The sequence below is a fragment of the Actinokineospora pegani genome (genome assembly GCF_009745975.1).
GTDB classification, from domain to species: Bacteria; Actinomycetota; Actinomycetes; order Mycobacteriales; family Pseudonocardiaceae; genus Actinokineospora; species Actinokineospora pegani.
In genome coordinates, this window is the sequence record NZ_WHOL01000117.1 from 241,726 (window position 1) to 261,789 (window position 20,064).

General features: G+C 73.1%; 20 protein-coding genes. 4 read left to right on the forward strand and 16 right to left on the reverse strand.

The features are described from left to right. Positions 1-172 precede the first annotated feature (172 nt). Positions 173-1,438: a cytochrome P450 gene (locus GCL84_RS25330; protein ID WP_156758048.1), complete on the forward strand. Its 1,266-nt coding sequence runs from the start codon at positions 173-175 to the stop codon at positions 1,436-1,438. Between the two features lie 5 nt (positions 1,439-1,443). Here GCL84_RS25330 and GCL84_RS25335 read toward each other — a convergent pair whose 3' ends face one another. From GCL84_RS25335 to proC, 5 genes are all read right to left on the reverse strand, one after another. Beyond that, entirely contained in the window at positions 1,444-2,418 is a 975-nt protein-coding gene (locus tag GCL84_RS25335; protein WP_156758049.1) for a lysophospholipid acyltransferase family protein, read from the reverse strand. A gap of 23 nt (positions 2,419-2,441) precedes the next feature. Next, complete coding sequence (locus GCL84_RS25340; protein WP_156758050.1) at positions 2,442-3,470, reverse strand: NAD-dependent epimerase/dehydratase family protein; 1,029 nt, start codon at positions 3,468-3,470, stop codon at positions 2,442-2,444. Between the two features lie 179 nt (positions 3,471-3,649). After that, entirely contained in the window at positions 3,650-3,751 is a 102-nt protein-coding gene (locus tag GCL84_RS25345) for a 30S ribosomal protein bS22 (protein ID WP_018684825.1), read from the reverse strand. Between the two features lie 146 nt (positions 3,752-3,897). Beyond that, complete coding sequence (locus GCL84_RS25350) at positions 3,898-4,125, reverse strand: helix-turn-helix domain-containing protein (RefSeq protein WP_156758051.1); 228 nt, start codon at positions 4,123-4,125, stop codon at positions 3,898-3,900. A gap of 191 nt (positions 4,126-4,316) precedes the next feature. After that, positions 4,317-5,150, reverse strand: a complete 834-nt coding sequence (gene proC, locus GCL84_RS25355) for a pyrroline-5-carboxylate reductase (RefSeq protein ID WP_156758052.1) — start codon at positions 5,148-5,150, stop codon at positions 4,317-4,319. A gap of 58 nt (positions 5,151-5,208) precedes the next feature. Between proC and GCL84_RS25360 the strand changes: the two genes are divergently transcribed. Both GCL84_RS25360 and GCL84_RS25365 read left to right on the forward strand, forming a co-directional pair. Then, complete coding sequence (locus GCL84_RS25360) at positions 5,209-5,703, forward strand: hypothetical protein (RefSeq protein WP_156758053.1); 495 nt, start codon at positions 5,209-5,211, stop codon at positions 5,701-5,703. Then, on the forward strand, positions 5,700-7,925 hold the full coding sequence (locus GCL84_RS25365) for an ATP-binding protein (RefSeq protein ID WP_156758054.1): 2,226 nt from the start codon (positions 5,700-5,702) through the stop codon (positions 7,923-7,925). The genes GCL84_RS25360 and GCL84_RS25365 overlap by 4 nt, the downstream gene beginning before the upstream one ends. Here GCL84_RS25365 and GCL84_RS25370 read toward each other — a convergent pair. The 9 genes from GCL84_RS25370 to GCL84_RS25410 form a co-directional block, all read right to left on the reverse strand. Further along, positions 7,898-8,752, reverse strand: a complete 855-nt coding sequence (locus tag GCL84_RS25370; protein WP_156758055.1) for a thioesterase family protein — start codon at positions 8,750-8,752, stop codon at positions 7,898-7,900. The genes GCL84_RS25365 and GCL84_RS25370 overlap by 28 nt on opposite strands. A gap of 97 nt (positions 8,753-8,849) precedes the next feature. Further along, a complete protein-coding gene (locus tag GCL84_RS25375; RefSeq protein WP_156758056.1) occupies positions 8,850-9,770 on the reverse strand; it encodes a proline dehydrogenase family protein in 921 nt (306 codons plus the stop codon). Positions 9,771-9,810: 40 nt separating this feature from the next. Next, on the reverse strand, positions 9,811-10,617 hold the full coding sequence (locus GCL84_RS25380) for a sugar phosphate isomerase/epimerase family protein (RefSeq protein ID WP_156758057.1): 807 nt from the start codon (positions 10,615-10,617) through the stop codon (positions 9,811-9,813). Continuing rightward, the gene (locus GCL84_RS25385; protein WP_156758058.1) at positions 10,614-12,314 is read right to left on the reverse strand and encodes a hypothetical protein; all 1,701 of its coding nucleotides are present in this window, start codon (positions 12,312-12,314) and stop codon (positions 10,614-10,616) included. Before GCL84_RS25385 ends, GCL84_RS25380 begins: the two co-directional genes overlap by 4 nt. 88 nt (positions 12,315-12,402) lie before the next feature. Next, a complete protein-coding gene (locus GCL84_RS25390; protein WP_156758059.1) occupies positions 12,403-13,356 on the reverse strand; it encodes a Ppx/GppA phosphatase family protein in 954 nt (317 codons plus the stop codon). A 24-nt stretch (positions 13,357-13,380) separates the two neighbouring features. Continuing rightward, positions 13,381-14,070: a response regulator transcription factor gene (locus GCL84_RS25395; protein ID WP_156758060.1), complete on the reverse strand. Its 690-nt coding sequence runs from the start codon at positions 14,068-14,070 to the stop codon at positions 13,381-13,383. Next, entirely contained in the window at positions 14,067-15,290 is a 1,224-nt protein-coding gene (locus tag GCL84_RS25400) for a sensor histidine kinase (RefSeq protein WP_156758061.1), read from the reverse strand. Before GCL84_RS25400 ends, GCL84_RS25395 begins: the two co-directional genes overlap by 4 nt. A 279-nt stretch (positions 15,291-15,569) precedes the next feature. Continuing rightward, the gene (locus GCL84_RS25405) at positions 15,570-16,316 is read right to left on the reverse strand and encodes a phosphoglyceromutase (RefSeq protein WP_156758062.1); all 747 of its coding nucleotides are present in this window, start codon (positions 16,314-16,316) and stop codon (positions 15,570-15,572) included. Positions 16,317-16,807: 491 nt separating this feature from the next. Further along, the gene (locus GCL84_RS25410) at positions 16,808-17,713 is read right to left on the reverse strand and encodes a DUF4349 domain-containing protein (protein ID WP_197523496.1); all 906 of its coding nucleotides are present in this window, start codon (positions 17,711-17,713) and stop codon (positions 16,808-16,810) included. A gap of 271 nt (positions 17,714-17,984) precedes the next feature. Between GCL84_RS25410 and GCL84_RS29505 the strand changes: the two genes are divergently transcribed. Then, on the forward strand, positions 17,985-18,188 hold the full coding sequence (locus tag GCL84_RS29505; protein ID WP_197523497.1) for a hypothetical protein: 204 nt from the start codon (positions 17,985-17,987) through the stop codon (positions 18,186-18,188). A 63-nt stretch (positions 18,189-18,251) separates the two neighbouring features. Here GCL84_RS29505 and GCL84_RS25415 read toward each other — a convergent pair whose 3' ends face one another. Together GCL84_RS25415 and mshA are read right to left on the reverse strand one after the other, a co-directional pair. Then, a complete protein-coding gene (locus tag GCL84_RS25415; RefSeq protein WP_407924433.1) occupies positions 18,252-18,743 on the reverse strand; it encodes a type III secretion system chaperone family protein in 492 nt (163 codons plus the stop codon). 20 nt (positions 18,744-18,763) lie between these two features. Beyond that, entirely contained in the window at positions 18,764-20,050 is a 1,287-nt protein-coding gene (mshA, locus tag GCL84_RS25420) for a D-inositol-3-phosphate glycosyltransferase (protein WP_235926687.1), read from the reverse strand. Positions 20,051-20,064 lie beyond the last annotated feature (14 nt).

Here is a 20,064-nt window from a genome sequence, read left to right on the forward strand (position 1 = left end):
GTTACACCATATAAAACACGGTAATACTAGTCAGAACAAGCAGACCACAAAGGATCGAAGGAGTCGAGACCCGCCCAATTCACCCGTTTGGAGAGTCAAAGAAATCGTGGCCTGATGGCCCGATCGCGGCTGCCCTTCCCCCGCGGGCCGCCGCGCGCCTAGTCTGAATCCCATGGGTATCCGGGATGAACTGGTCGTCGGCAGCAGGCTCACCCTCATGCGCGTCGCCGTCTGGGGCATCGCCGCGAACGGCGACCCCCTGGCGCGTCTGGTCGCCGCCCCGTGGCGCAAGGACCCGTACCCCTGGCACGCCGCCATGCGCGGGGGCACGGGCGTGCACCGGAGCAGGACCGGTGCGGTGACGGTGGGCAGGCACGCCGTGGTCGCCAAGCTGCTCCGCGACCGCCGCCTGGGGGTCCGGACGGCGGACGGCGCACAGCCCGAGCCGGTCACGCGCTCGCCCCTGCCCGCCGCGCACGAGGTGTCCCACAGCTTCCTGGAGCAGGACGCCCCCGACCACACCCGCCTGCGCGCCCTGGCCCGGCCCGCCTTCGGCCCGGCCAAGATCGCCGGCTACCGGGAGAGCATCGAGAAGACCACCCACCGCCTCCTGGACGACGCCCTGGCCCGTCCCACCTTCGACCTCATCGCCGACTTCGCCGCCCCGCTGCCCATCGCCGTCATCAGCGACCTCCTGGGCGTCACCGACGTCGACTCGGCCCAGTTCCTGCACTACGGCCGGGTCCTGGGCGCCTCCCTGGACGGTGTCCGCTCCCTCGCGCACGCCAGGGCGCTGCGGGACGCCACCGGGGACCTGCGGGTGCTGTTCGCCCGCCTCATCGCCGAACGCCGCACGTCTCCGGGCCCCGACGTGGTGAGCGCCCTGGTGCAGGCACTGGACGAGGACAAGCTGACCGAGCAGGAACTCCTCTCCACCTGCGAACTGCTCCTCATCGCGGGCTTCGAGACGACCTCGAACCTCATCGGCAACGCCGTCCACACCTTCGCCGCCCACCCGGACCAGTGGGCGGAGCTGACCGCCGCCCCGGACCTGGCGGCCAAAGCGGTGGACGAGGTCCTGCGCTACGAGTCACCGGTGCAGATGACCCAGCGCTTCCCGCACGAAGACATCGAGATCGCCGACAAGCGGGTCAGGGCAGGCACGATGGTCGTGTGCAGCCTGGGCGCGGCGAACCGGGACCCCGAGGTCTTCACGGACCCGGACAGGTTCGACGTCCACCGCGAGAACGCCGGGGAGCACCTGTCCTTCTCCAGCGGCGTGCACTACTGCCTGGGAGCCCCACTGGCCCGCCTGGAAGGCGAGATCGCCCTCTCCGCACTGGCCGAGCGCGTCCCCGACCTCAAGCCGGTCGGCAGGCACAAGTGGCGGAAGACGACGGTGATCCGGGGTCTGACGGAATACCACCTGGCGCGGTAGTCCTCCTACCCGAGGAACGGGTTCCCGCGCTGGGTCAGCATCCGGTACAGCGTCTGCTGGATCGTCTCCCGGACCTGGTCGGTCAGGTTGAACACCAGCATCGGGTCGTCCTGGGCGTCCTTCTCGTAGGTGTCCGTGGGGATGGGCTCACCGAAGCGGATGTGCCACTTGGACGGCAGCGGGATGGCGCCGAGCGGGCCGAGGAGGGGGAAGAACGGGGTGATCGGGAAGTACGGCAGCCCGAACAACCGGGCGATGGCCTTGAGGTCGCCGATCTTGGGGTAGATCTCCTCGGCGCCCACGATCGAGCACGGGATGATCGGCACCCCGGTGCGCATGGCGGCCGAGACGAACCCGCCGCGGCCGAAGCGCTGCAACTTGTACCGCTCCGAGAACGGCTTGCCGATGCCCTTGAAGCCCTCCGGCCACACGCCGACCAGCTCGCCCGAGCGCAGCAGTTGCTCGGCGTCGGGGTTGCAGGCCAGCGTCTGCCCGGACTTGCGGGCCAGCGCCCCGAGGAGGGGCACCTGGAAGACCAGGTCGGCCCCCAGCATCCGCAGGTACCGCTGCGCCGGGTGGTTGTCCCGCACGGCGATGGCGGTCATCATCGCGTCCAGCGGCAAGGTCCCCGAGTGGTTGCAGACGATCAGCGCGCCGCCGTCGGCGGGCAGGTTCTCCACGCCGCTGACCTCGACGCGGAACCACTTCTGGTAGACCGCCCGCAGCGGGGGCAGCAGCACGGTCTCGGTGAGGTCGGGGTCGAAGCCGAACTCGTCGACCTGGTAGTCGCCGGTCATCCGGCGGCGGGCGAAGGCCAGCGCGTCGGCGACACCGCGGCGCAGACCGGCCACCTCCGGCTCGACCGCCCCCGGCCGCAGCGGGGTGGGCTCCACAGCGGGCCCCTCGGTGACCACCGGCGGCGGATTGAACCGACGGTGCCGCTCGGTCCGCTGGAGCGGGATCACCCTGGCTTCCTGCATTCCTGCTCCTCCGCGTGCGTCGGCTAGTTCCGGGTCCCCAGGACCCGGCTCTCCAAACCGGCCAACAGCGACGGGTCGAGCACGGGGCGCATCCCGCTGCCGTGCACGTAGTCGTCGAAGGCCTGCCGGGTGGTCCACCGGGGGGTGAACCCGAAGACGGTGCGCAGCCGGGTCGTGTCCACGACCCGGCCGTAGTTCAGGTAGCGGACGTGGTCGGTGTTGAAGTCGACCAGCCGCGCGCCGCGCAGCAGCCTGCCCGCGGTGGGCATGGCGGCGGCGGGCATCGGGAGCTGCACCCGGCCCGCGCGGCGGATGGCCTGCGACAGCATCAGCACCCCGTCACCGCCCGCGTTGAACACCCCGCCGCCGGGGCGCAGCGCGGCCTGCTCGAGCACCGCGAGGGCGTCCTCGGAGTGCAGGAGCTGGATGCGCGCGTCGTAGCCGAGCACGGTCGGCACCACCGGCAGCGAGAAGTAGCGGGTGAGCAGCGTGTCGACCCGGGGGCCGATCAGGTTGGTCAGCCGGATCAGGGCGATCTCGACGTCCGGGCGGCGGCGGGCGAACCCGCGCACGTACTGCTCCACCTCGACCGCGTCGCGCGCGGGCCCGCTGGCGGAGATGTCCTTGGGCGTGTCGTCCTCGGTGAACACCGCGGGCGACCGGGCGCCCGCCCCGTAGACCGCCGCCGTGGACTTCACGACCAGCTTGCGCACCGACGGGGCCCGTTGGCAGGCCGCCAGGAGCTGCATGGTCCCGATGACGTTCATCTCCTTGAGCGCGGTGCGCCGGGTCGGGCCCGGCGGGACGGCGGTCAGGGAGGCGTGCAGCACGGTGTCCACGTTCGCCGAGGTGATGACCTTGGCGATCAGCGGGTTGCGGATGTCGGCCCGGACGAACTCCGCCCGCCCCAGGGTGCGGACCACGTCGCGGTGCGGCGGGACCGTGTCCACGCCGAGCACGCGCTCGATGTCCGGGTTGGCCGCCAGCCGGGCGGCGAGGTGGCCGCCGAGATAGCCGCCGACACCGGTCACCAGGACCACTTTGGGTGTCATGGCAATCCCGACAAGAGGGGGCGGTAGGCCCTACCGACTGTACGCGGACCTGCCCGGCCCGCCACTCGGGCAACAGACTCTTAACGCAGGTCACATGGGGTGTTCGGGTGGTTGCTCCGAACGCGACGGCGGCCTGTGCTCAAGTGAGCACAGGCCGCCGTCGCAATGCTGTCGAGAAGCTACTTCTTGAGCTTGCGACGCTGGACGCGGGTCTTGCGCAGCAGCTTGCGGTGCTTCTTCTTCGACATGCGCTTGCGGCGCTTCTTGATGACCGAGCCCATGTGGGTCCTCAGCTCCTGTCCGTTGGTCGTACTGGTGTCCGGCGCTCCGGTGCTGCCACGTCCAGGGGACGCGCGCCAAGACACCAGGCACAACGAGGGTCCAGGTTACCTGGTGGACTCGCGGCCCCCGACGAGGGGGCCCGTCGTCACCCGGCGTCGAAGTAGGCGTTCTGCAGGTACTCGTGCACCGCCTTCTCCGGGACCCGGAACGACTTGCCCACCCGCACCGCGGGTAGGTCGCCGCCGTGGACCAGCCGGTAGACCGTCATCTTGGAGACCCGCATCAGCGTGGCCACCTCGGCGACGGTCAGGAACTTGACCTGGGGCAATGTCGGCGGGTCATCCCGCCGCCCCTCCTCGCGTTTCACAGCCATGATCACCGCAACCTTCAACACGCGTCGCGCCGTCGGCTTCCCCACCAACGGTATCGACACGCACGTGCTCCGATCGAGGGTAGCGGGACACGTGTGACTGATGCGACGCCTCATTCGGATAAAAAATCCGCCCGCACCTCGCTGACAAGGCCCTATTAGGAGCTGTATCGATCAAATTCTCGGGCTGGAACTCACTCTTGTCGGTGTGCGGCGCCCAGTTCGGCGGAGCGGTCGCGGGCGGCCTCGATGGCCGCGATCAGGGCCGCGCGCACCCCGTGCCGCTCCAGCTCGCGGATCGCCATGATCGTCGTCCCGGCCGGGGAGGTGACCGCCTCGCGCAGCGTCACCGGGTGGTTGCCGCCCTCGTCGAGCATCGCCGCGGCGCCCACGGCCGACTGCACGATGAGGTCCTGGGCGACCGCGCGCGGCAGGCCGAGCAGGATGCCCGCGTCGATCATGGCCTCGACCAGGAAGAAGAAGTACGCCGGGCCGGAGCCCGACAGCGCGGTCACCGCGTCCTGCTGCGCCTCGGGCACGGTCACGACCTTGCCGACGACGCCGAGCACGTCCTCGACCAGCGCCAGGTGCTCCGGACCGGCGTGCGCCCCGGCCGAGATCGCGCTCATGGCCTTGTTGACCAGCATCGGCGTGTTCGGCATGACCCGCACGACCGGCACGCCCGCGGCCAGCCGCCGCTCGAACAGCGCCGTGGGCAGCCCAGCGCACAGCGACACGACCAGCTTGGACTTGTCGACCACCGGGGCCAACTGGTCCAGCAGCGGCTCGATGTCCTGCGGCTTGACCGCCACGACCAGCACGTCGGCCCGTGCCGCGGCCTCGGCCACGCCTGCCGAGGCGATCCCGTGCGCCTCGGTCAGCGCGGCGGCGCGCTCCGCGGACTTCTCGGTGAACACCAGCTCACCCGGCTCCCGCCCGCCGTGCAGGAGGCCGGACAGCAGCGCCTCCCCGATCTTGCCCGCACCGAACACCCCGATGACCGGCCGCTGCGCCCTGTTCTCAGCCATACCCGCAGGCTATCGGCCATCCGGGAGGGCGGTTTGCCGAGGGCTCTACGATCTTGTGGTGACCCGGGACGAGATGCTGACCGAGATCATCGAAGAGGCCGTCCGCCAACCCGCCGCCGTCGCCGCCATGACCGCCGCGGGGATGCCGCAGGACGAGCTCTGGGCCGAGTTGGACGCCCGCCGCGCGGAGCTGGCCGCCGAGGCCGCCCGCGACGTCCGCCGCGCCGCCGCGTCCCGCGCGGCCGTCGAGCGCAGGCCACCCGCCGGGGTGATGGGCTTGATCGGCGCGGCCCTGCTGGTGCCGCTGCTCGTGGTCGTCGGCGTGCAGTGGAACGACATCGACCCCGGCGCCCGGCTGTGGGTCCTCGGCGTGAGCGTGCTGCTGGCCGCCGCGGGCGGCGCGCTGGTGCTCGGCGCCTTCCAGAAGACCGTCGACCGCAACCACCTCGGCGGCGGCACCGACGACGAGCTGTGGGAGCGGGTGCTGCGCCACGACCACGTCCCCGCCGCCGTCGACGAGGCGGTGGACAGCTACCGCGCCATGCAGCCGTGACCGAGCCGGGCGGCACCTGGCTGTACGAGCAGCTGACCGCGATCGCCGACGAGGCCGCCGACGACCCCGAGATCGCCGCGGGCCGTGAGCGCGCCGGGGTGGACCGGCAGCAGTTGGTGGCCAGGGTCGACGGGGAGTGGGCCGACATCCTGGCCGCGGTGTCCCCGCTGACCGTCCGGGTCGACGCCGCGGAGAAGGCGCTGGCCGACGCCATCGGGGCGCTGGGAGCCGCCCGCAACACCAACGCGGTCGAGTCGACCGAGCGAGACCGGACCATCGGCGTCGCGCTGGGCTTGGTGGGGCTGGTCCCGCTGGGGGCGGTGATCTCGTTCTGGGAGCCGATGGGCTTCTGGCGCTACGTCGCGGTCGTCCCCGCAGGGCTGATCGCCCTGTTCGGGCTGCTGACCATGTTCCTGGAGGTGCTGCCGGACACCGTCCGCGACCGGGTCCGGCGGGCCAGGGAGGACTTGGAGCAGGCCCGCGCGGCGTGGCGGACCGCCGCGCGGGCCAGCGTGCTGTCGGTCATGCGGCAGGCGATCAACCGCGAGCTGGGTCCGTCGGGGCAGCGCACCACCCTGGAGATCGCCCCGGGGGACGCCCCCGGCCTGGTCGGCGACCGGGCCGCCACGGACGCGCAGGTCACCGGGTCGGTGGTCCGGTTCCGGGACGCGGTGGCGCGGGTGCGCAGCGGGTCGATCGGGCTGGCCGGGCCGCGCGGGGTGGGCAAGACGACGCTGATCGAGGCGTTCGCCGGACAGGCCGCGGCCGGGGTGCGCCCGCTCAAGGTGGTCGTGTCCGCGCCGGTGCAGTACGAGGCCAGGGACTTCCTGCTGCACCTGTTCGCCAAGGTGTGCCTGGCCGTGCTGGACCGGGCCGAGCAGGAGCGGCCGCGGCCGCGGCGGACCGGGGCGGGCTACCACGTCGCCCGGTTCGCGGTGCTGGCGCTGATCGTCCTGGCCGCGGCGGCACTGGCCGCGGTGCCGGTGGTCGGCTGGGGCGGGCTGGTCGGCAAGGCCCTGTGGCAGCGGGCGGCCGATCCGCACCTCGGCCTGATCCCGGCAGGTGTGCTGGCGGCCGTGGCGGTGGTCCTGCTCGCCGTCGCGCTGGCCCCGGTGGTGCTCCCCGCGCTGCGCGGGCTGCGCGCGGCCGGGCGGTGGCTCCTCGGACGGCGCGCAGGCGACGGGCAGGGCCCGTTCACCCAGCTCGCCGAGCACGCGGAGGAGCAACTGCGGCGCATCCGCTACTTGCAGACCCACACCCACGGCTGGTCGGGCAAGCTCGCGGTCGCGGGCACCGAGGGGGCGTGGAACCGGTCGCTGCAACTGGCCGAGCAAGCGCTGACCTACCCGGAGGTGATCGACCAGTTCGCCGCGTTCCTCGGGCGGGTGGCCGAGGTGGCGCCGGGCGAGCCCGCGGTGGTGATCGCCGTGGACGAGCTGGACAAGATCGAGTCGCCGGAGGCGGCGCAGCGGTTCGTCAACGAGATCAAGGGCGCGTTCGCCGCGCCGCGGACGCAGTTCGTGATCTCGGTGTCCGACGACGCGCTGGCGGCGTTCGAGCGGCGCGGCATGCCGGTGCGCGACGCCTTCGACAGCGCGTTCGAGGACATCGTGCGCGTCGACCACCTCGACCTGTCCGACACCTCGACGCTGCTCAACAGCTGGGTCGTCGGGCTGCCGCAGCCGTTCGTGCGGCTGGCGCACTGCCTGGCGGGCGGCCTGCCCCGCGACGTGCGGCGGTTCACCCGCGCGATGGTTGCCGTCGCGGGTGTCATCGAGCGCCCCTCGCTGGCGGACGTGGCCGACCGGCTGATCACCGAGGACCTGGAGCGCAAGACGCACGCGATGCAGATCGCCACCGGCCAGCTCCCCGACGACGCCGACGCGACCGAGCTGCTGCGGCTGCTGCGCGACCTGCGCCCCACGCCGGGCCACCTGTCCGAGGCCGCCGTCCGGCTGCGCGAGATGGGCGACGGCTCACCCGAGCTGACCAGGCTGGCCAACCAGGCCGCCGCCTACCTCTACCACTGCGCCACCCTGCTGCGCGTCTTCACCGCCGAGAACGACGAACTGCTGCGCCACCGGCGCAGGCCCTACGAGCTGCTGGCGACGGCCAAGCAGGAACTCGGCCTGCGCCCCCGGCTGGCGTGGTTGCAGATCGAGGAGGCCAACGCGCTCATCGACGCCGCGAGCGATCAGCCCATCGCCGACAGCGCCAACTGACGCGCCTGGCACACCAGCCGACCCGTGGAGTCGACCACGGTGGCGTCGGCGTCGAACCACATGCCGTGCACCGCCTTGGACTCCACCAGGATGCGCAGCCAGCCCGGCGCGGGCCGCGACCGCAGGTGCGCGGTGAGCTGGACCGTCGGCGACCAGCCGACCCGACCGAGGTTGAACGTGACCGGCATCGAGATGTCGCCGGCGACCAGCGCGAACAGCGGGTCGGGGTGCTCGCCGCGCGGGCGCGCCCACAGCCGCAGCCGCAGCGGGTCGCCGACCTGGCCGTGCAGGAAACCCGCGCCGTTGGGGTCGAGGCGCACGTCGCAGGACTCGCTGAGCTTGAAGACCGACGCCGAGGGCATCGCCGCCAGGTCGATGGCGTTGCCCGGCGGCTCCGGGGCCTGGTTGGGCAGGTCGGTCCAGGCGGCGCGTTCGCGCGGCAGGCGGCCGGTGGTGACCACGGCCTCGACGCAACTGCGCCCGCTTTGTTCCAAGTAGACGGACACGACCGTCGTCCGCCTGCCCGACTTGCGCACGTCGGTGCGCAGCAGCACCGGGCCGACCCCTGGTGGGCGCAGGAACTGCGCGCTCACCGTGAGGGGGTCGACCAGCGGGGCGCCGTTGCCGCTGTGCGTGGCCACCGCGGCTTTCGCCAGCAGGGCCATGAGAAATCCCCCGTGTGGGCGGCCGCCGACCGTCCACGCGGCGGGCAGGTCGGTGGTGAAGGTGCCGTCGCCCAGCGGGCGCACCCGCACCGCTGAGGCGAACGCCCCCGCCCCGGCCGGGGCGAACGCAGGCACGTCGCCGTGCCCAGCAGCGCTATTCATGGCCACAGCCTGCCACGCCGGTCCGCCTTCCCCGACGCCGTGCCGCGCGCCGGGCCACCCGTCTGCGCGCGACCGGTCGCTCCCGCGTTCTCGCGGACTAGGAACGGGTCATCAGGGCGCGCAGGAAGAAGGCCGTGTTCGCTGGTCGCTCGGCCATCCTGCGCATCAGGTACCCGTACCACTGGCCACCGTAGGGGACGTAGACGCGCACGGTGTGCCCCGCTCCCGCCAGCCGCGCCTGCTCGTCGGGGCGGATGCCGTAGAGCATCTGGAACTCGAAGCTGCCCGGCTCCCGCCCGTGCGCCCGCGCGCGCTCCTCGACGATGCGCACCAGCCTGGGGTCGTGGGTGGCGAGCATGGGCACGCCCTCGCCCGCGAGCAAGGCGTTGGCGCAGCGCACATAGCTCCTGTCGACCTCGGCGGTCCCCTGGAACGCCACCGGCTCCGGCTCGGCGTACGCGCCCTTGCACAGCCGCACCCGCGACCCGGGGCCGCGCAGGGCGAGGACGTCGTCGAGGGTGCGGCGCAGGTACGACTGCAGGACCGCGCCGACCCACGGGTGCTCGCGGCGCAGCTCGGCGAGCACGCGCAGCGTGGAGTCGGTGGTGGTGTGGTCCTCCATGTCGAGGGTGACGGTGGTGCCCGCCTCCGCCGCGGCGGCGCAGATGCGGGCGGCGTTGACCAGGGCGAGCCGCTCGTCGAGCACCTGGCCGACGGCGGAGAGCTTGACGCTGACCTCGGCGTGCGCGGCGAGCGGGCCGAGGGCGGCGAGCAGGTCGAGGTAGGCCGCCACCGTGCGGTCGGCCTGCGCGGCGTCGGTGGTGTCCTCGCCGAGGTAGTCCAGGGACACCGACAGGCCGGAGTCGACCAGCCGCCGGGTCGCGGCGACGGCCGACGCGGTGCCCTCGCCCGCCACGAACCGGCGGACGACCGCCCGGCTGCCCGGGGCGGTGGCCACCAGCCTCCGGGTCGGGCCGTTGCGCGCGGCGGCGAGGATCAAGGAGCGCAGTGGGTTCACCACCCGGACTCTACGACCGCCCGGGTGCCCGCGCCCCTGGTCAGGGACGCTGGCGGGCCAGGTGCAGGCGGGCGAAGGCGAGTGATTCGCGCAGCAGGGCGACCCGCGCTCCCGGCGCCCTGGCCTGCCGGGTGTTGACCTCCAGCACGACCTGCCCGGCGAACCCGGTGGCGGCCAGCCGCTCCAGCAGCGGCCCGCACGGCTGGTCGCCGCGACCGGGCACCAGGTGCTCGTCGCGCGGCAGGCCGCTGCCGTCGGCGAGGTGGACGTGGGTCAGGCCGTCGCCCATCCGGTCGGCCAGGGCCAGCGCGTCCATCCGCGCGGCCGAGGAGTGCGACAGGTCCAGGGTGTAGTTGCGGTGCCCCTCGTCGGTGGGATCGATGGACGGGCGGAAGGCCGAGAGCTCCACCGCGCGCCCCCGGCCCAGGCCGCGGCGCACCGGGAACATGTTCTCCACCGCCACCGCGACCCCGCTGGCGTCCTCCAGCTCGGCGACCAGGTCGGCGAACCCGTCGGCGTAGCGGCGCTGCCAGCGGAACGGCGGGTGCACCACCACGGTCCGCGCGTCGAGGTCCTGCGCGGCCTGCACCGCCTTGCGCAGCCGCACCACCGGGTCCGGCGACCAGACCCGCTGGGTGATCAGCAGGCAGGGCGCGTGCACCGCCAGCACCGGCACCCCGGTGGAGCGCGAGCGGCGGGCGAGCGCGGGGACGTCCTGGCTGAGCGGGTCGGCCCAGACCATCACCTCGAGGCCGTCGTAGCCCAGGTCGGCCGACAGCGCGAACGCGGTCGCCGCGGTCTGCGGCCAGACCGAGGCCGTGGACAGGCCGACCGGGACGCCGGTCAACGGCCGAGCAGCAGCAGGACCACCGGTGAGACGGTCACGACCAAGCCGACGAGCACGGCCAGCACGGTGGTCTGCAGGTCCTCGGCCTTGCGGATCTTGCGGACGATGAGCACCAGGCCGACGATGATCCCCACCGCGCCGAACAGCGCGGCGAGCGCGACCACCCGCCACAGCCAGTTGAAGCCGAGCCACACGGCCGCGCCGCCGACCACGCCGAGCGCGAGCTGGCCCGCCATCACCAGCCACTCGCGGGCCGGGGAGGCCTCGCCGCCCTCGTCGTCGGCGTCCTCGTCGAGGTCGGTGAGCTCCTCGAGGTCGTCCTGGCCGCCGGGCGCGTCGAAGTCGTCGCGGTCACCGAAGTCATCGCGGTCACCGAAGTCGCCGCGCTGGTCGGTCCTGGTCCGGCCGGGGCGGTCGTCGTCGTCGGCGTCCGGGTCGAAGCCGTCGAGCCTGCTCAGGTCGTACTCGTCGGACCCGCCCTGGCCGCGGTCCGCCAGGGCCGGGCGGCCGCGCTGGCCGCCGAGCTCGGGGTAGTCGTCGTGGGCCTGGTAGCCGTCGAACCGGGCGGCGGCCTTGTCGTCGAAGCCCTCGACGGGCTCGTGGAACTCCGTCGGCGGACCCTGCGGGTCGATGGCGGTCTCGTCGGCGCTGCCCGCGAACTCCCCGCCGCGGGGCAGCGGCTGGGAGTGCTGCGGCGCGACCGGCGGCCCCTGCGCGGGTCCGCCGGGGCGGCGGGAGGTGCCGGGGGCGCGCCGGGGCAGCAGCGGAGAGCGCCGACGGGCGCCGGGCTCGGCGTCGTCGGGGACCCTGGGGAGCAGCTCGGTCATCGGGTCGGGCTGCGGCGGCTCCTGGCGGCCGCGCTGGCGGCGCGGCAGGTCGGTCACCGACTTCTCGCCCCGGCCCAGGTCGGGCATGTCCGGGCGGGTGCCCTCCATCCGGGTGTCGCGGCGCGGCGGTTCCTGGTGGCCCTCCTGGCGCGGCTGCTCCGGCCGGGCTTGGTCGGGGCGGGCGGCCGGGTCGAACCGGCCGGTCTCGAGCGCGGCGTCGCCGGAGCGCCCGCGCGCCGGCAGCGACCTGCGCGGCGCAGGCTCGGCGTCGGCCTGCGGCTGGGCGGGGGCGCCGCCCTGCGGGGGGAGCGTGCGTCTGCGCGGCGGCGGCTGGCGGTCCGGGGGACCTGCCAGCGGCGGGATGCCGCGCTCGGTCGGGGGCTGCTCGGCGGCCGGGGACCGGTCGACCTGCGGGCGCTCGTGCGCGCCACTGGGCATGGGCCTGCTCGGCGGCCGCTCGGGGGCCTGCTGGTCCTGGGCGGCCCTGGCCTGCGGCGGCGGGGGGCCCGGCCGCTGCTGGTTCGGCGGCGGCTGCCTGCGCGGGGGCTGTTGCTCGGCCGGGGGCTGTCGGTCGGCCGGGGGCTGTCGGTCGGCCGGGGGCTGTCGATCCGCCTGGGGCTCTGATGGCCGCTGGTCGCGGCGCGGCCGGTGCGAGGCGCGCTCGTGCGGGCCCTGGTCGTCGCGGATCGGCAGCATCTGGCCGCTGTCGGACATGACCCGGTCGATGATGGCCTGCGGCGCGGTGTCCGAGGCGTCGTCCGCTCTGCGGCGGCGCCGTTTGGGCGTGCCCTCGTCCGAGTTGCCGCCGTACTTGGCCAGCAACTCGGCCACGGTGCGCTGCGTGCGCTCCGGTCCGCCTTCTTGACTCATCCACTCCACCGTGCCCCGTGCGGGCCGAACAGTCCAGGGCCCACACGATCCCGCGGCGGCACCCGGTCGGTGGCCGCCCACTTACCAGTCATACAGCTTTGTCAGTGTGGTCCTCACCATTCGTCTGGTCCAGCCGTCGAAGGATGACACCCTCACGCAGCGCCCACGGGCCGATTTCCAGTTCGGCCAGTGACAACGCTCGCATAGTGGCCTGGGCCACCAGCGCACCGGCCACCAGTTGGTGCGACCGGCTCGGGCTGACCCCGTCGAGCTCGGCCAGGTCGGCGGCCGACATCCGGGAGACGAAGCTGATGAGCTGGCTCAGCCCGGCCGCGGTGAGCACCCGCCGCGCCCGCGGCCCGGACGACGACGGCGCGGCGCCGGTCAGCCTGGCCAGGCTGCGGAACGTCTTGGAGGTGGCGACCGCCCGGTCGGGGGCGCCGAACTTGGCCGCGCGCTTGGCCACCGGGGCGAGCTGGTCGGCCAGCCACTCGGCGGTGGCGGCCACCTCGGTCCTGGTCGGCGGGTCGGCGGTGAACCGGGTCCTGGTGACCCGGCCCGCCCCCAGCGGGACGGAGACGGCGAAGTCCGGCTCCTCGTCGATGCCCGCCGCGAGCTCCAGTGAGCCGCCGCCGATGTCGGCGACCAGCAGGTTGCCCGCCGACCAGCCGTACCAGCGGCGGGCGGCGAGGAAGGTGTACCTGGCCTCGTCCTCGCCGGAGAGCACGACCAGCTCCACCCCGGTCTCCCGGGCGACCCTGGCCAGGACCTCGGCGGAGTTGCCCGCCTCGCGCACCGCGGAGGTGGCGAAGGCGAGGAGCTGCGCGCAGCCCAGCCGCACCGAAGAGGCCTTGGCCTCGGCCACCGTGCGGACGAGGTCGTCCGCGCCCTTGGCGGACAGCAGCCCGTCCGGGGTCAGCCGCTCAGCCAGCCGCAACACCGTCTTCTCCGAGCGCGCGGGCGTCGGGTGGGCACCACGATGCGCGTCCACCACGAGCAGGTGGACGGTGTTGGAGCCGACGTCTAGCACACCGAGGCGCACGGGCTGAACCGTACATTGCCCCGATCAGGACTCGAACTTGTAACCCAGGCCGCGCACGGTGACCAGGTGCCGGGGAGCGGCGGGGTCCGGTTCGATCTTCGAGCGCAGCCGCTTGACGTGCACGTCGAGCGTCTTGGTGTCGCCGACGTAGTCCGCGCCCCAGACCCGGTCGATGAGCTGGCCGCGGGTCAGCACCCGGCCGACGTTGCGCAGCAGGTACTCGAGGAGGTCGAACTCCTTGAGCGGCAGCGGCACCTCGGTCCCGGCCACGGTGACCACGTGCCGCTCGACGTCCATCCGGACCGGCCCGGCGGAGAGCACCTGGGGCAGCAGCTCGCCCTCGCCGCCCGCCTCCCCGCCCCGGCGCAGCACGGCGCGGACGCGGGCGATGAGCTCGCGGGCCGAGTACGGCTTGGTGACGTAGTCGTCGGCGCCGAGCTCCAGGCCGACCACCTTGTCGATCTCGCTGTCGCGGGCGGTGACCATGATCACCGGGACGGCGGAGCGCTGGCGCAGCGCCTTGCAGACGTCGGTGCCGCTCATGCCGGGGAGCATGAGGTCGAGCAGAACGATGTCGGCGCCGTTGCGGTCGAACTCCTCCAGCGCCTGCTGCCCGGTCACCGCCACCGCGGCGGTGAACCCCTCCTTGCGCAGCAAGAAGGCGAGCGGGTCGGCGAAGGACTCCTCGTCCTCGACGATCAGCACCCTCGTCATGCCGGTCCTCCGTGATGATCGCTAGCGCCGCTGTCGACTTTCGACAGGGCTCCTCTTTCCGCCGGCTGGCGGTCGCCCCGGTCGCCGACGCGCGCGAGCACGGCGGCGTGGTGGACGGGGATGCGCAGGGTGAACGTGGAGCCCAGCCCCGGCTTGCTCCAGAGCTTGACCTCGCCGCCGTGGTTGGCCGCGACGTGCTTGACGATGGCCAGGCCGAGGCCGGTGCCGCCGGTGGCCCGCGAGCGGGCCTTGTCCAGCCGGTAGAAGCGCTCGAAGACGCGCTGCTGCTCCTCCTCGGCGATGCCGATGCCCCGGTCGGTGACCGCGATCTCGACCATCTCGTCCTCGGCGAGCCTGCGGCTCACCGAGACCGGGGACCCGGACGGGGAGTAGGCCAGCGCGTTCTCCAGCAGGTTCGACAGGGCGGTGACCAGCAGCGGCCGGTCGCCCTCGACGAGCAGCTCGCTCTCGGTGTCGAGGGTGATCTGGATGCCTGCCTTGTCCATCGCCGGGGCGGCCCGGCCCATCGCCTCGGCGACCACCGCGTCGACGTCGACGGCGTGCAGGTCGGGCAGCCGCTCGGCGCCGGTCAGCCGCGAGAGCGCGATCAGCTCGGTGACCAGGGTGCCCAACCGGTTGCCCTCGCTGAGGATCTTGGTGGTGAACCGGCGCACCTCGACCGGGTCGTCGGCGGCGTCGAGCACGGCCTCGGCGAGCAGGGCCATCGCCCCGACCGGGGTCTTGAGCTCGTGGCTGACGTTGGCCACGAAGTCGCGCCTGGTCGCCTCCAGCCGCACCATCTCGGACTGGTCGTCGGCGTCGACGGCGGTGAACCCGTCGCCGAGCGGGCGGATCTCGCCGAGGACGGCCTCGGGGCTGCGCCCGCCCCGGAACTCCAGCGGCGACAGGTCGACCTCGATCGGGTCGCCGGTCTCCCGGACGACCTCGGCGGCCTTGCGGGCCCGGTCGTCGGCGCGGTGGTTGCGCACCAACCCGAGGGCCTCGGCCCTCGGGTTGTGGATGACGACGTCGCCGAAGCGGTTGAGCACCAGCACGGCGGAGTGCGAGGAGTGGATGACCCTGCGCACCAGCTCGGCGACGGTCGGGCCGACCGGGCCCCGGCGCGCCCCGGCGCGCCTGCCCCGGCCGAGCACGAAGCCGATGAGGAGCCCGACCCCGAGGGCGCCGAGCGAGATCGCGGTACAGACCGAAGCGGCCACGGGGGGATCGTAAGCAGCCGGACGAGGGTTTTGACCAGCCTGATCACGCTTTCCGTGACAGTGGCGACACTGACCTGGGTGTTGTTCGCGCGGCGGACGACATCAGTTCACCCGACCGTGTCCTACTAGTCGGTAGTAAGCCGCCGGTGGTCCCGGTGTCACCCACTTGCCGCCGCCCGGGTGGCGCGTGGCCGACGCCCGGGTTGCGGCCCGAGGACCTGTCGGGAAAACGGAGAGCCGGGCGGGATCGCTCCCGCCCGGCTCTGCTCGGCGAAGGGGTCAGCGGCCCTGGCTGGCCACCGCGGAGATGGCGTTCTGGGCCGCGGCGGGGTCGAGGTAGGTCCCGCCCGCCGTCACCGGCTTGAGGTCTTCGTCGAGGTCGTAGCGCAGCGGGATGCCGGTCGGGATGTTGACGCCCGCGATGTCGGTGTCGGAGATGCCCTCGAGGTGCTTGACCAGCGCGCGCAGCGAGTTGCCGTGCGCGGCGAGCAGGACGGTCTTGCCGTCGCGCAGGTCCGGCACGACCTCGCTCTCCCAGTAGGGCACGAGCCGGACGACGACGTCCTTGAGGCACTCGGTCAGCGGGGCCTCGCCGCCGATGTCGGCGTAGCGCGGGTCGGCGTCCTGGCTGAACTCGCTGCCCCTCTCGATGGGCGGCGGCGGGGTGTCGAAGGAGCGGCGCCAGAGCATGAACTGCTCCTCGCCGAACTCCGCCAGGGTCTCCTTCTTGTTCTTGCCCTGCAGCGCGCCGTAGTGCCGCTCGTTGAGCCGCCAGTCGCGCTTGACCGGGATCCAGTGCCGGTCGGCCGCGTCGAGCGCGAGGTTGGCCGTGGTGATCGCCCGGCGTTGCAGCGAGGTGTGCACCACGTCGGGCAGGATGCCCGCTTCCTTGAGCAGCGTCCCGCCCCTGGACGCCTCGACGACGCCCTTCTCCGAGAGGGGGACGTCGACCCAGCCGGTGAACAGGTTCTGTGCGTTCCAGACGCTCTCGCCGTGCCGGAGCAGCACCAAGGTTCCGATGGACATGCGCGCAGCCTGCCAGATCCGCGCCGCCCGCAGCAGCGCCGCGGGCGCGGTGCGCTTGACAGGGCATCGCGGTTGCGCGTGCGTCCGTCGGACGCGCCGGGTTGCCCCGAATGGCTCAGCCCAGGTCATCCCCCTATAGGAGGACACCCATTCAGATGTAGGAAACGTCGCCATCCGGTATGGGTCCCGACAACAGGACAAGCGCGTTACAGGATTGAGACGTTGACCACCAAAAACCGCCCGATCGAAGGACGTTGCGGCCTTGTGCCGATGTCCACTATCTGACAAGTTGGCATCAGCCTCGACGGATCAGCTCCATGCACTCCCTGATCCGTGTGGGGTGTCCCGCGCGGCTCGACTCCCCTGCCGAGCCGCAGGAACCCACATGGGCCCCAGGTGCCCCCCGCCTCGGTGGCCCGGTGGGTCTGGAGCCGCGGGGCGGTCCGGGAACGCGACTCCCCCCTCGCTCGGACCGCCCCGCGACTCCACCATCAGTCCTGCGCCGCGGGCGCCGGGGTCGGCTTGAAGCGCTTGCGCAGCCGCCGCGCCAACCACCAGACCAGCGCGACGGGCACCGCGAAGGGCAGCACGAAGCCGACGATCCGCAGCAGCACGCTGCCGCCGAACACCAGCGAGTCCCACCCGACGGCCAACGCGTCGAGGAACCCGGGCTCGTCGGGCTCCTCGGGCGCGGTGACGGCATCGGTCCGCTCGACGCGCACGCTCACCGTCGACAACGCCACGCTGCCCGCGAGCGCGTCCCGACGGGCCAGCAGCGACTCCAACTCCGCCTCGCGGCGGGTCACCTCACCCTCGATCTGGACCACGTCGCCCACCGAGCTCGCGTCCGCCAGCAGCGCGCGCACCCGCTCCACACTGGCCTGCTGGGTCTTGATCCGGCTCTCCAGGTCGACCGACTGCTCGGTCACGTCCTCGGCGGACTGCCCCCGCGACCGCACCTCGCCGATCTCCCCGCCGGTGATCCGCCCGAGCACCGCGTCGAGCTTGTCGGCTGGCACCCGCAGCGTCATCGTCGCCACGCGCTCGGTGATCTTCTCGTCCCCCGAGAACCCCCCGACGGCCAACACCTCCGACCGCACCCGGTCCGCCGCCTCCCCGACGTCGTCCGAGGCCAGCGTCAGATCCGCCCGGCGGACCAGCTTCCGGTCCACCCCCGGCGCCGCGACCTGCTCCTGCTGCCGGGCCTGCTCGCGCCCCGTCCCCCCACCGCCCCTGGCCCCTTCGGGCGCCGCGACCCCGGCGTCGGGGGCCACCGCCGCGGGCGCGGCGCCCGACCCCGACATGTCCGCCGAGCACGACGCCACGGCGACCATCGCGGTCAGGGAAACCAGCAAGCCCGCCGTGCGACGGGCCCGTCTCGAGGTGGTGCTGTCCATGTCCTGCGTCCCCTCAGTCCGAGTGAGCTTCACCCTGAAGACGGAACTGGGGGGACAGCGGTTCAAGCCGGGATGGTCACGACTGCGCGTCGACACGGGAAGGGTTGGACTGCACCAGGTGGGGAGATTGTTGGCGAGCGCAGCGGCCGTCAGGTGAGCGCATGCCGGGGTGTCGTCGGCCCACGGCTCAGCGCCGAGCAGGGTGGTGCCTTTGACCACCGCCGCGTCTTGGGCGCGGCGCTGACCGGTCCCGATCAGGAACACTTGTGGAATGACCAGATATTTCGCGGTCGGGCTGTGGCTGCTCGGTGCGCTCGTCGACCTGCTGTCCTGGCCATCGATCGGTAGTTCCGAACGCAGCTTCCACATGGCGCTGATCCTGATGTTCGGTGCCGTCGTGTTCGCCTTGATCTCTCGATCCGAAGAACCCCGCGGTCACGACCATCAGCCCACCAAGTGCGGCGACTCCCACTGATCTTGACCCGCACCCAGGTCACACGCTCTACAGCCACCTCGGTGCGACGACAGAGCGGTGGTGTCAGGTCTCGTCCGACATGGGTTGGCGCTGGGCGGGCTCGAGGAGGTGTTCGAAGGCCTTGAGGTTGGCCAGCGACTCGCCCCGTGAGGTCCGCCAGTCCCACTCCCGCCGGATGGCCGTCGCGAAGCCGATCTCCAGCAGGGTGTTGAAGTCGCCGTCGGCGGCTTCGAGGACCTGGCCCAGCAGGCGGTCCAGTTCGTCGGGGGTCACCGCGTGCAGGCCGACGCGGCCGACCAGGTAGATGTCGCCTGCCTTGTCGATGGTGTAGTGCACGCCGTACAGGCGGGCGTTGCGGCGCAGGAGCCAGCGGTACACGTCCTCGAACGCCTCGTCGGGGTGGCGGCAGACGAAGGCCTCCACCAGCATGGCGTGCTTGCCGACGATCAGCCAGCAGTTGGTCTGCTGCTTCTTGGTCCCGGGCAGGACCACCATGAACCGGCCGGGCTGCGGGTTGTCGTAGGCCAGCTCGCGCTCGTCGAGGGCGGCCTTGATGACCTGGTCGAGTTGGGTGCTCACACCGCTACTCCAACACGGGGCAGTGCCCGCCGCAGTGCGCGGCCCGCGTCGAGGTACCCGGCGAGCAGGGCGTCGGCTGTCCGGTCCCAGGAGAACTCGTGGGCGTGCAGCACCGCGCCGCCCGCCAGCTCGGACCGCAGGGCCGGGCTGCGCACCAGCCTGCCCAGGGCGTCGGCCCAGTCCCCGGTGCGGTGGCCCGCGACCAGCAGGCCGGAGCAGCCGTCGGACACCGCGACCGGCAGCCCGCCGACGGCGGCGGCCACGACCGGCGTGCCGCAGGCCTGGGCCTCGAGGGCGACCAAGCCGAAGCTCTCGTTGTGGCTGGGCACGGCGACCACGTCGGCGGCGCGGTAGACCGCGGCCAGCGCCGCCCCGGCCTGCGGCGGCAGGAACCGCACCACGTCGGTGATGCCCAGGCTCGCCGCGAGTTCCTGCAGGGCGGCGGGCTGCTCCAGGCCGGAGCCCGACGGCCCGCCCACGATCAGCACGACCAGGCGCTCGCGCGGCACCCCGCCGCGGGCGAGCAGCTCGGCGGCGGCGCGCAGCAGCACGTCCGGGGCCTTGAGCGGCTGCACCCGGCCGATGAAGGCGAGCACGACGGCGTCCGGGCGGATGCCCAGCGCGGCCCGGTCGGCGTGCCGGTCGGCCGGGCGGAAGCGGTCCAGGTCCACGCCGGGGGCGATGGTGCGGACCTTGTCCGGGTCGGCGCCGTAGAGGTCGACGATCTGCCCGGCCTCGACGGCGGTGTTGGCCACCAACTGGTCGGCCTGCTCGACGACCTGCTGCTCACCGATCACCCGGACCCGGGGTTCCGGGGCGTCGCCGTCGGCGAGTGCGGCGTTCTTGACCTTGGCCAGGGTGTGCGCGGTGTGCACCAGCGGCACCCCCCAGCGCTCCCTGGCCAGCCAGCCGACCTGGCCGGAGAGCCAGTAGTGCGAGTGCACGAGGTCGTAGTGGCCCGGCTCCTGGCGGGCCTCGGCGCGCAGCACCCCCGAGGTGAACGCGCAGAGCTGGCTGGGCAGCTCGGAGCGCTCCAGCGGCTCGTACGGCCCGGCGGTGACGTGCCGGACCAGCACGCCGGGGGCCAGCTCGACCGACGGCGGCAGGTCGGACGAGGTCGCCCTGGTGAACACCTCGACGGCCACCCCCCGCGCGGCCAGCCTGCGCGCTGTCTCACTGACGTAGACGTTGAGCCCGCCTGCGTCGCCCGTGCCCGGCTGTTCGAGCGGGGACGTGTGGACCGACAGCACCGCCACCCTGCGCGGCCGGTGAAGCTGCGTCACTCCAGGCACTCCAG

Bases quoted from the DNA above. Each gene is read 5' to 3' on its own strand.
- GCL84_RS25405 (WP_156758062.1), bottom strand. From the start codon at position 16,316: ATGTCCATCGGAACCTTGGTGCTGCTCCGGCACGGCGAGAGCGTCTGG.
- proC (WP_156758052.1), bottom strand. From the start codon at position 5,150: ATGGCTGAGAACAGGGCGCAGCGGCCGGTCATCGGGGTGTTCGGTGCG.
- GCL84_RS25350 (WP_156758051.1), bottom strand. From the start codon at position 4,125: ATGGCTGTGAAACGCGAGGAGGGGCGGCGGGATGACCCGCCGACATTG.
- GCL84_RS25395 (WP_156758060.1), bottom strand. From the start codon at position 14,070: ATGACGAGGGTGCTGATCGTCGAGGACGAGGAGTCCTTCGCCGACCCG.
- GCL84_RS29505 (WP_197523497.1), top strand. From the start codon at position 17,985: ATGACCAGATATTTCGCGGTCGGGCTGTGGCTGCTCGGTGCGCTCGTC.
- GCL84_RS25370 (WP_156758055.1), bottom strand. From the start codon at position 8,752: ATGAATAGCGCTGCTGGGCACGGCGACGTGCCTGCGTTCGCCCCGGCC.
- GCL84_RS25330 (WP_156758048.1), top strand. From the start codon at position 173: ATGGGTATCCGGGATGAACTGGTCGTCGGCAGCAGGCTCACCCTCATG.
- GCL84_RS25335 (WP_156758049.1), bottom strand. From the start codon at position 2,418: ATGCAGGAAGCCAGGGTGATCCCGCTCCAGCGGACCGAGCGGCACCGT.
- GCL84_RS25385 (WP_156758058.1), bottom strand. From the start codon at position 12,314: ATGAGTCAAGAAGGCGGACCGGAGCGCACGCAGCGCACCGTGGCCGAG.
- GCL84_RS25345 (WP_018684825.1), bottom strand. From the start codon at position 3,751: ATGGGCTCGGTCATCAAGAAGCGCCGCAAGCGCATGTCGAAGAAGAAG.
- GCL84_RS25410 (WP_197523496.1), bottom strand. From the start codon at position 17,713: ATGGACAGCACCACCTCGAGACGGGCCCGTCGCACGGCGGGCTTGCTG.
- GCL84_RS25340 (WP_156758050.1), bottom strand. From the start codon at position 3,470: ATGACACCCAAAGTGGTCCTGGTGACCGGTGTCGGCGGCTATCTCGGC.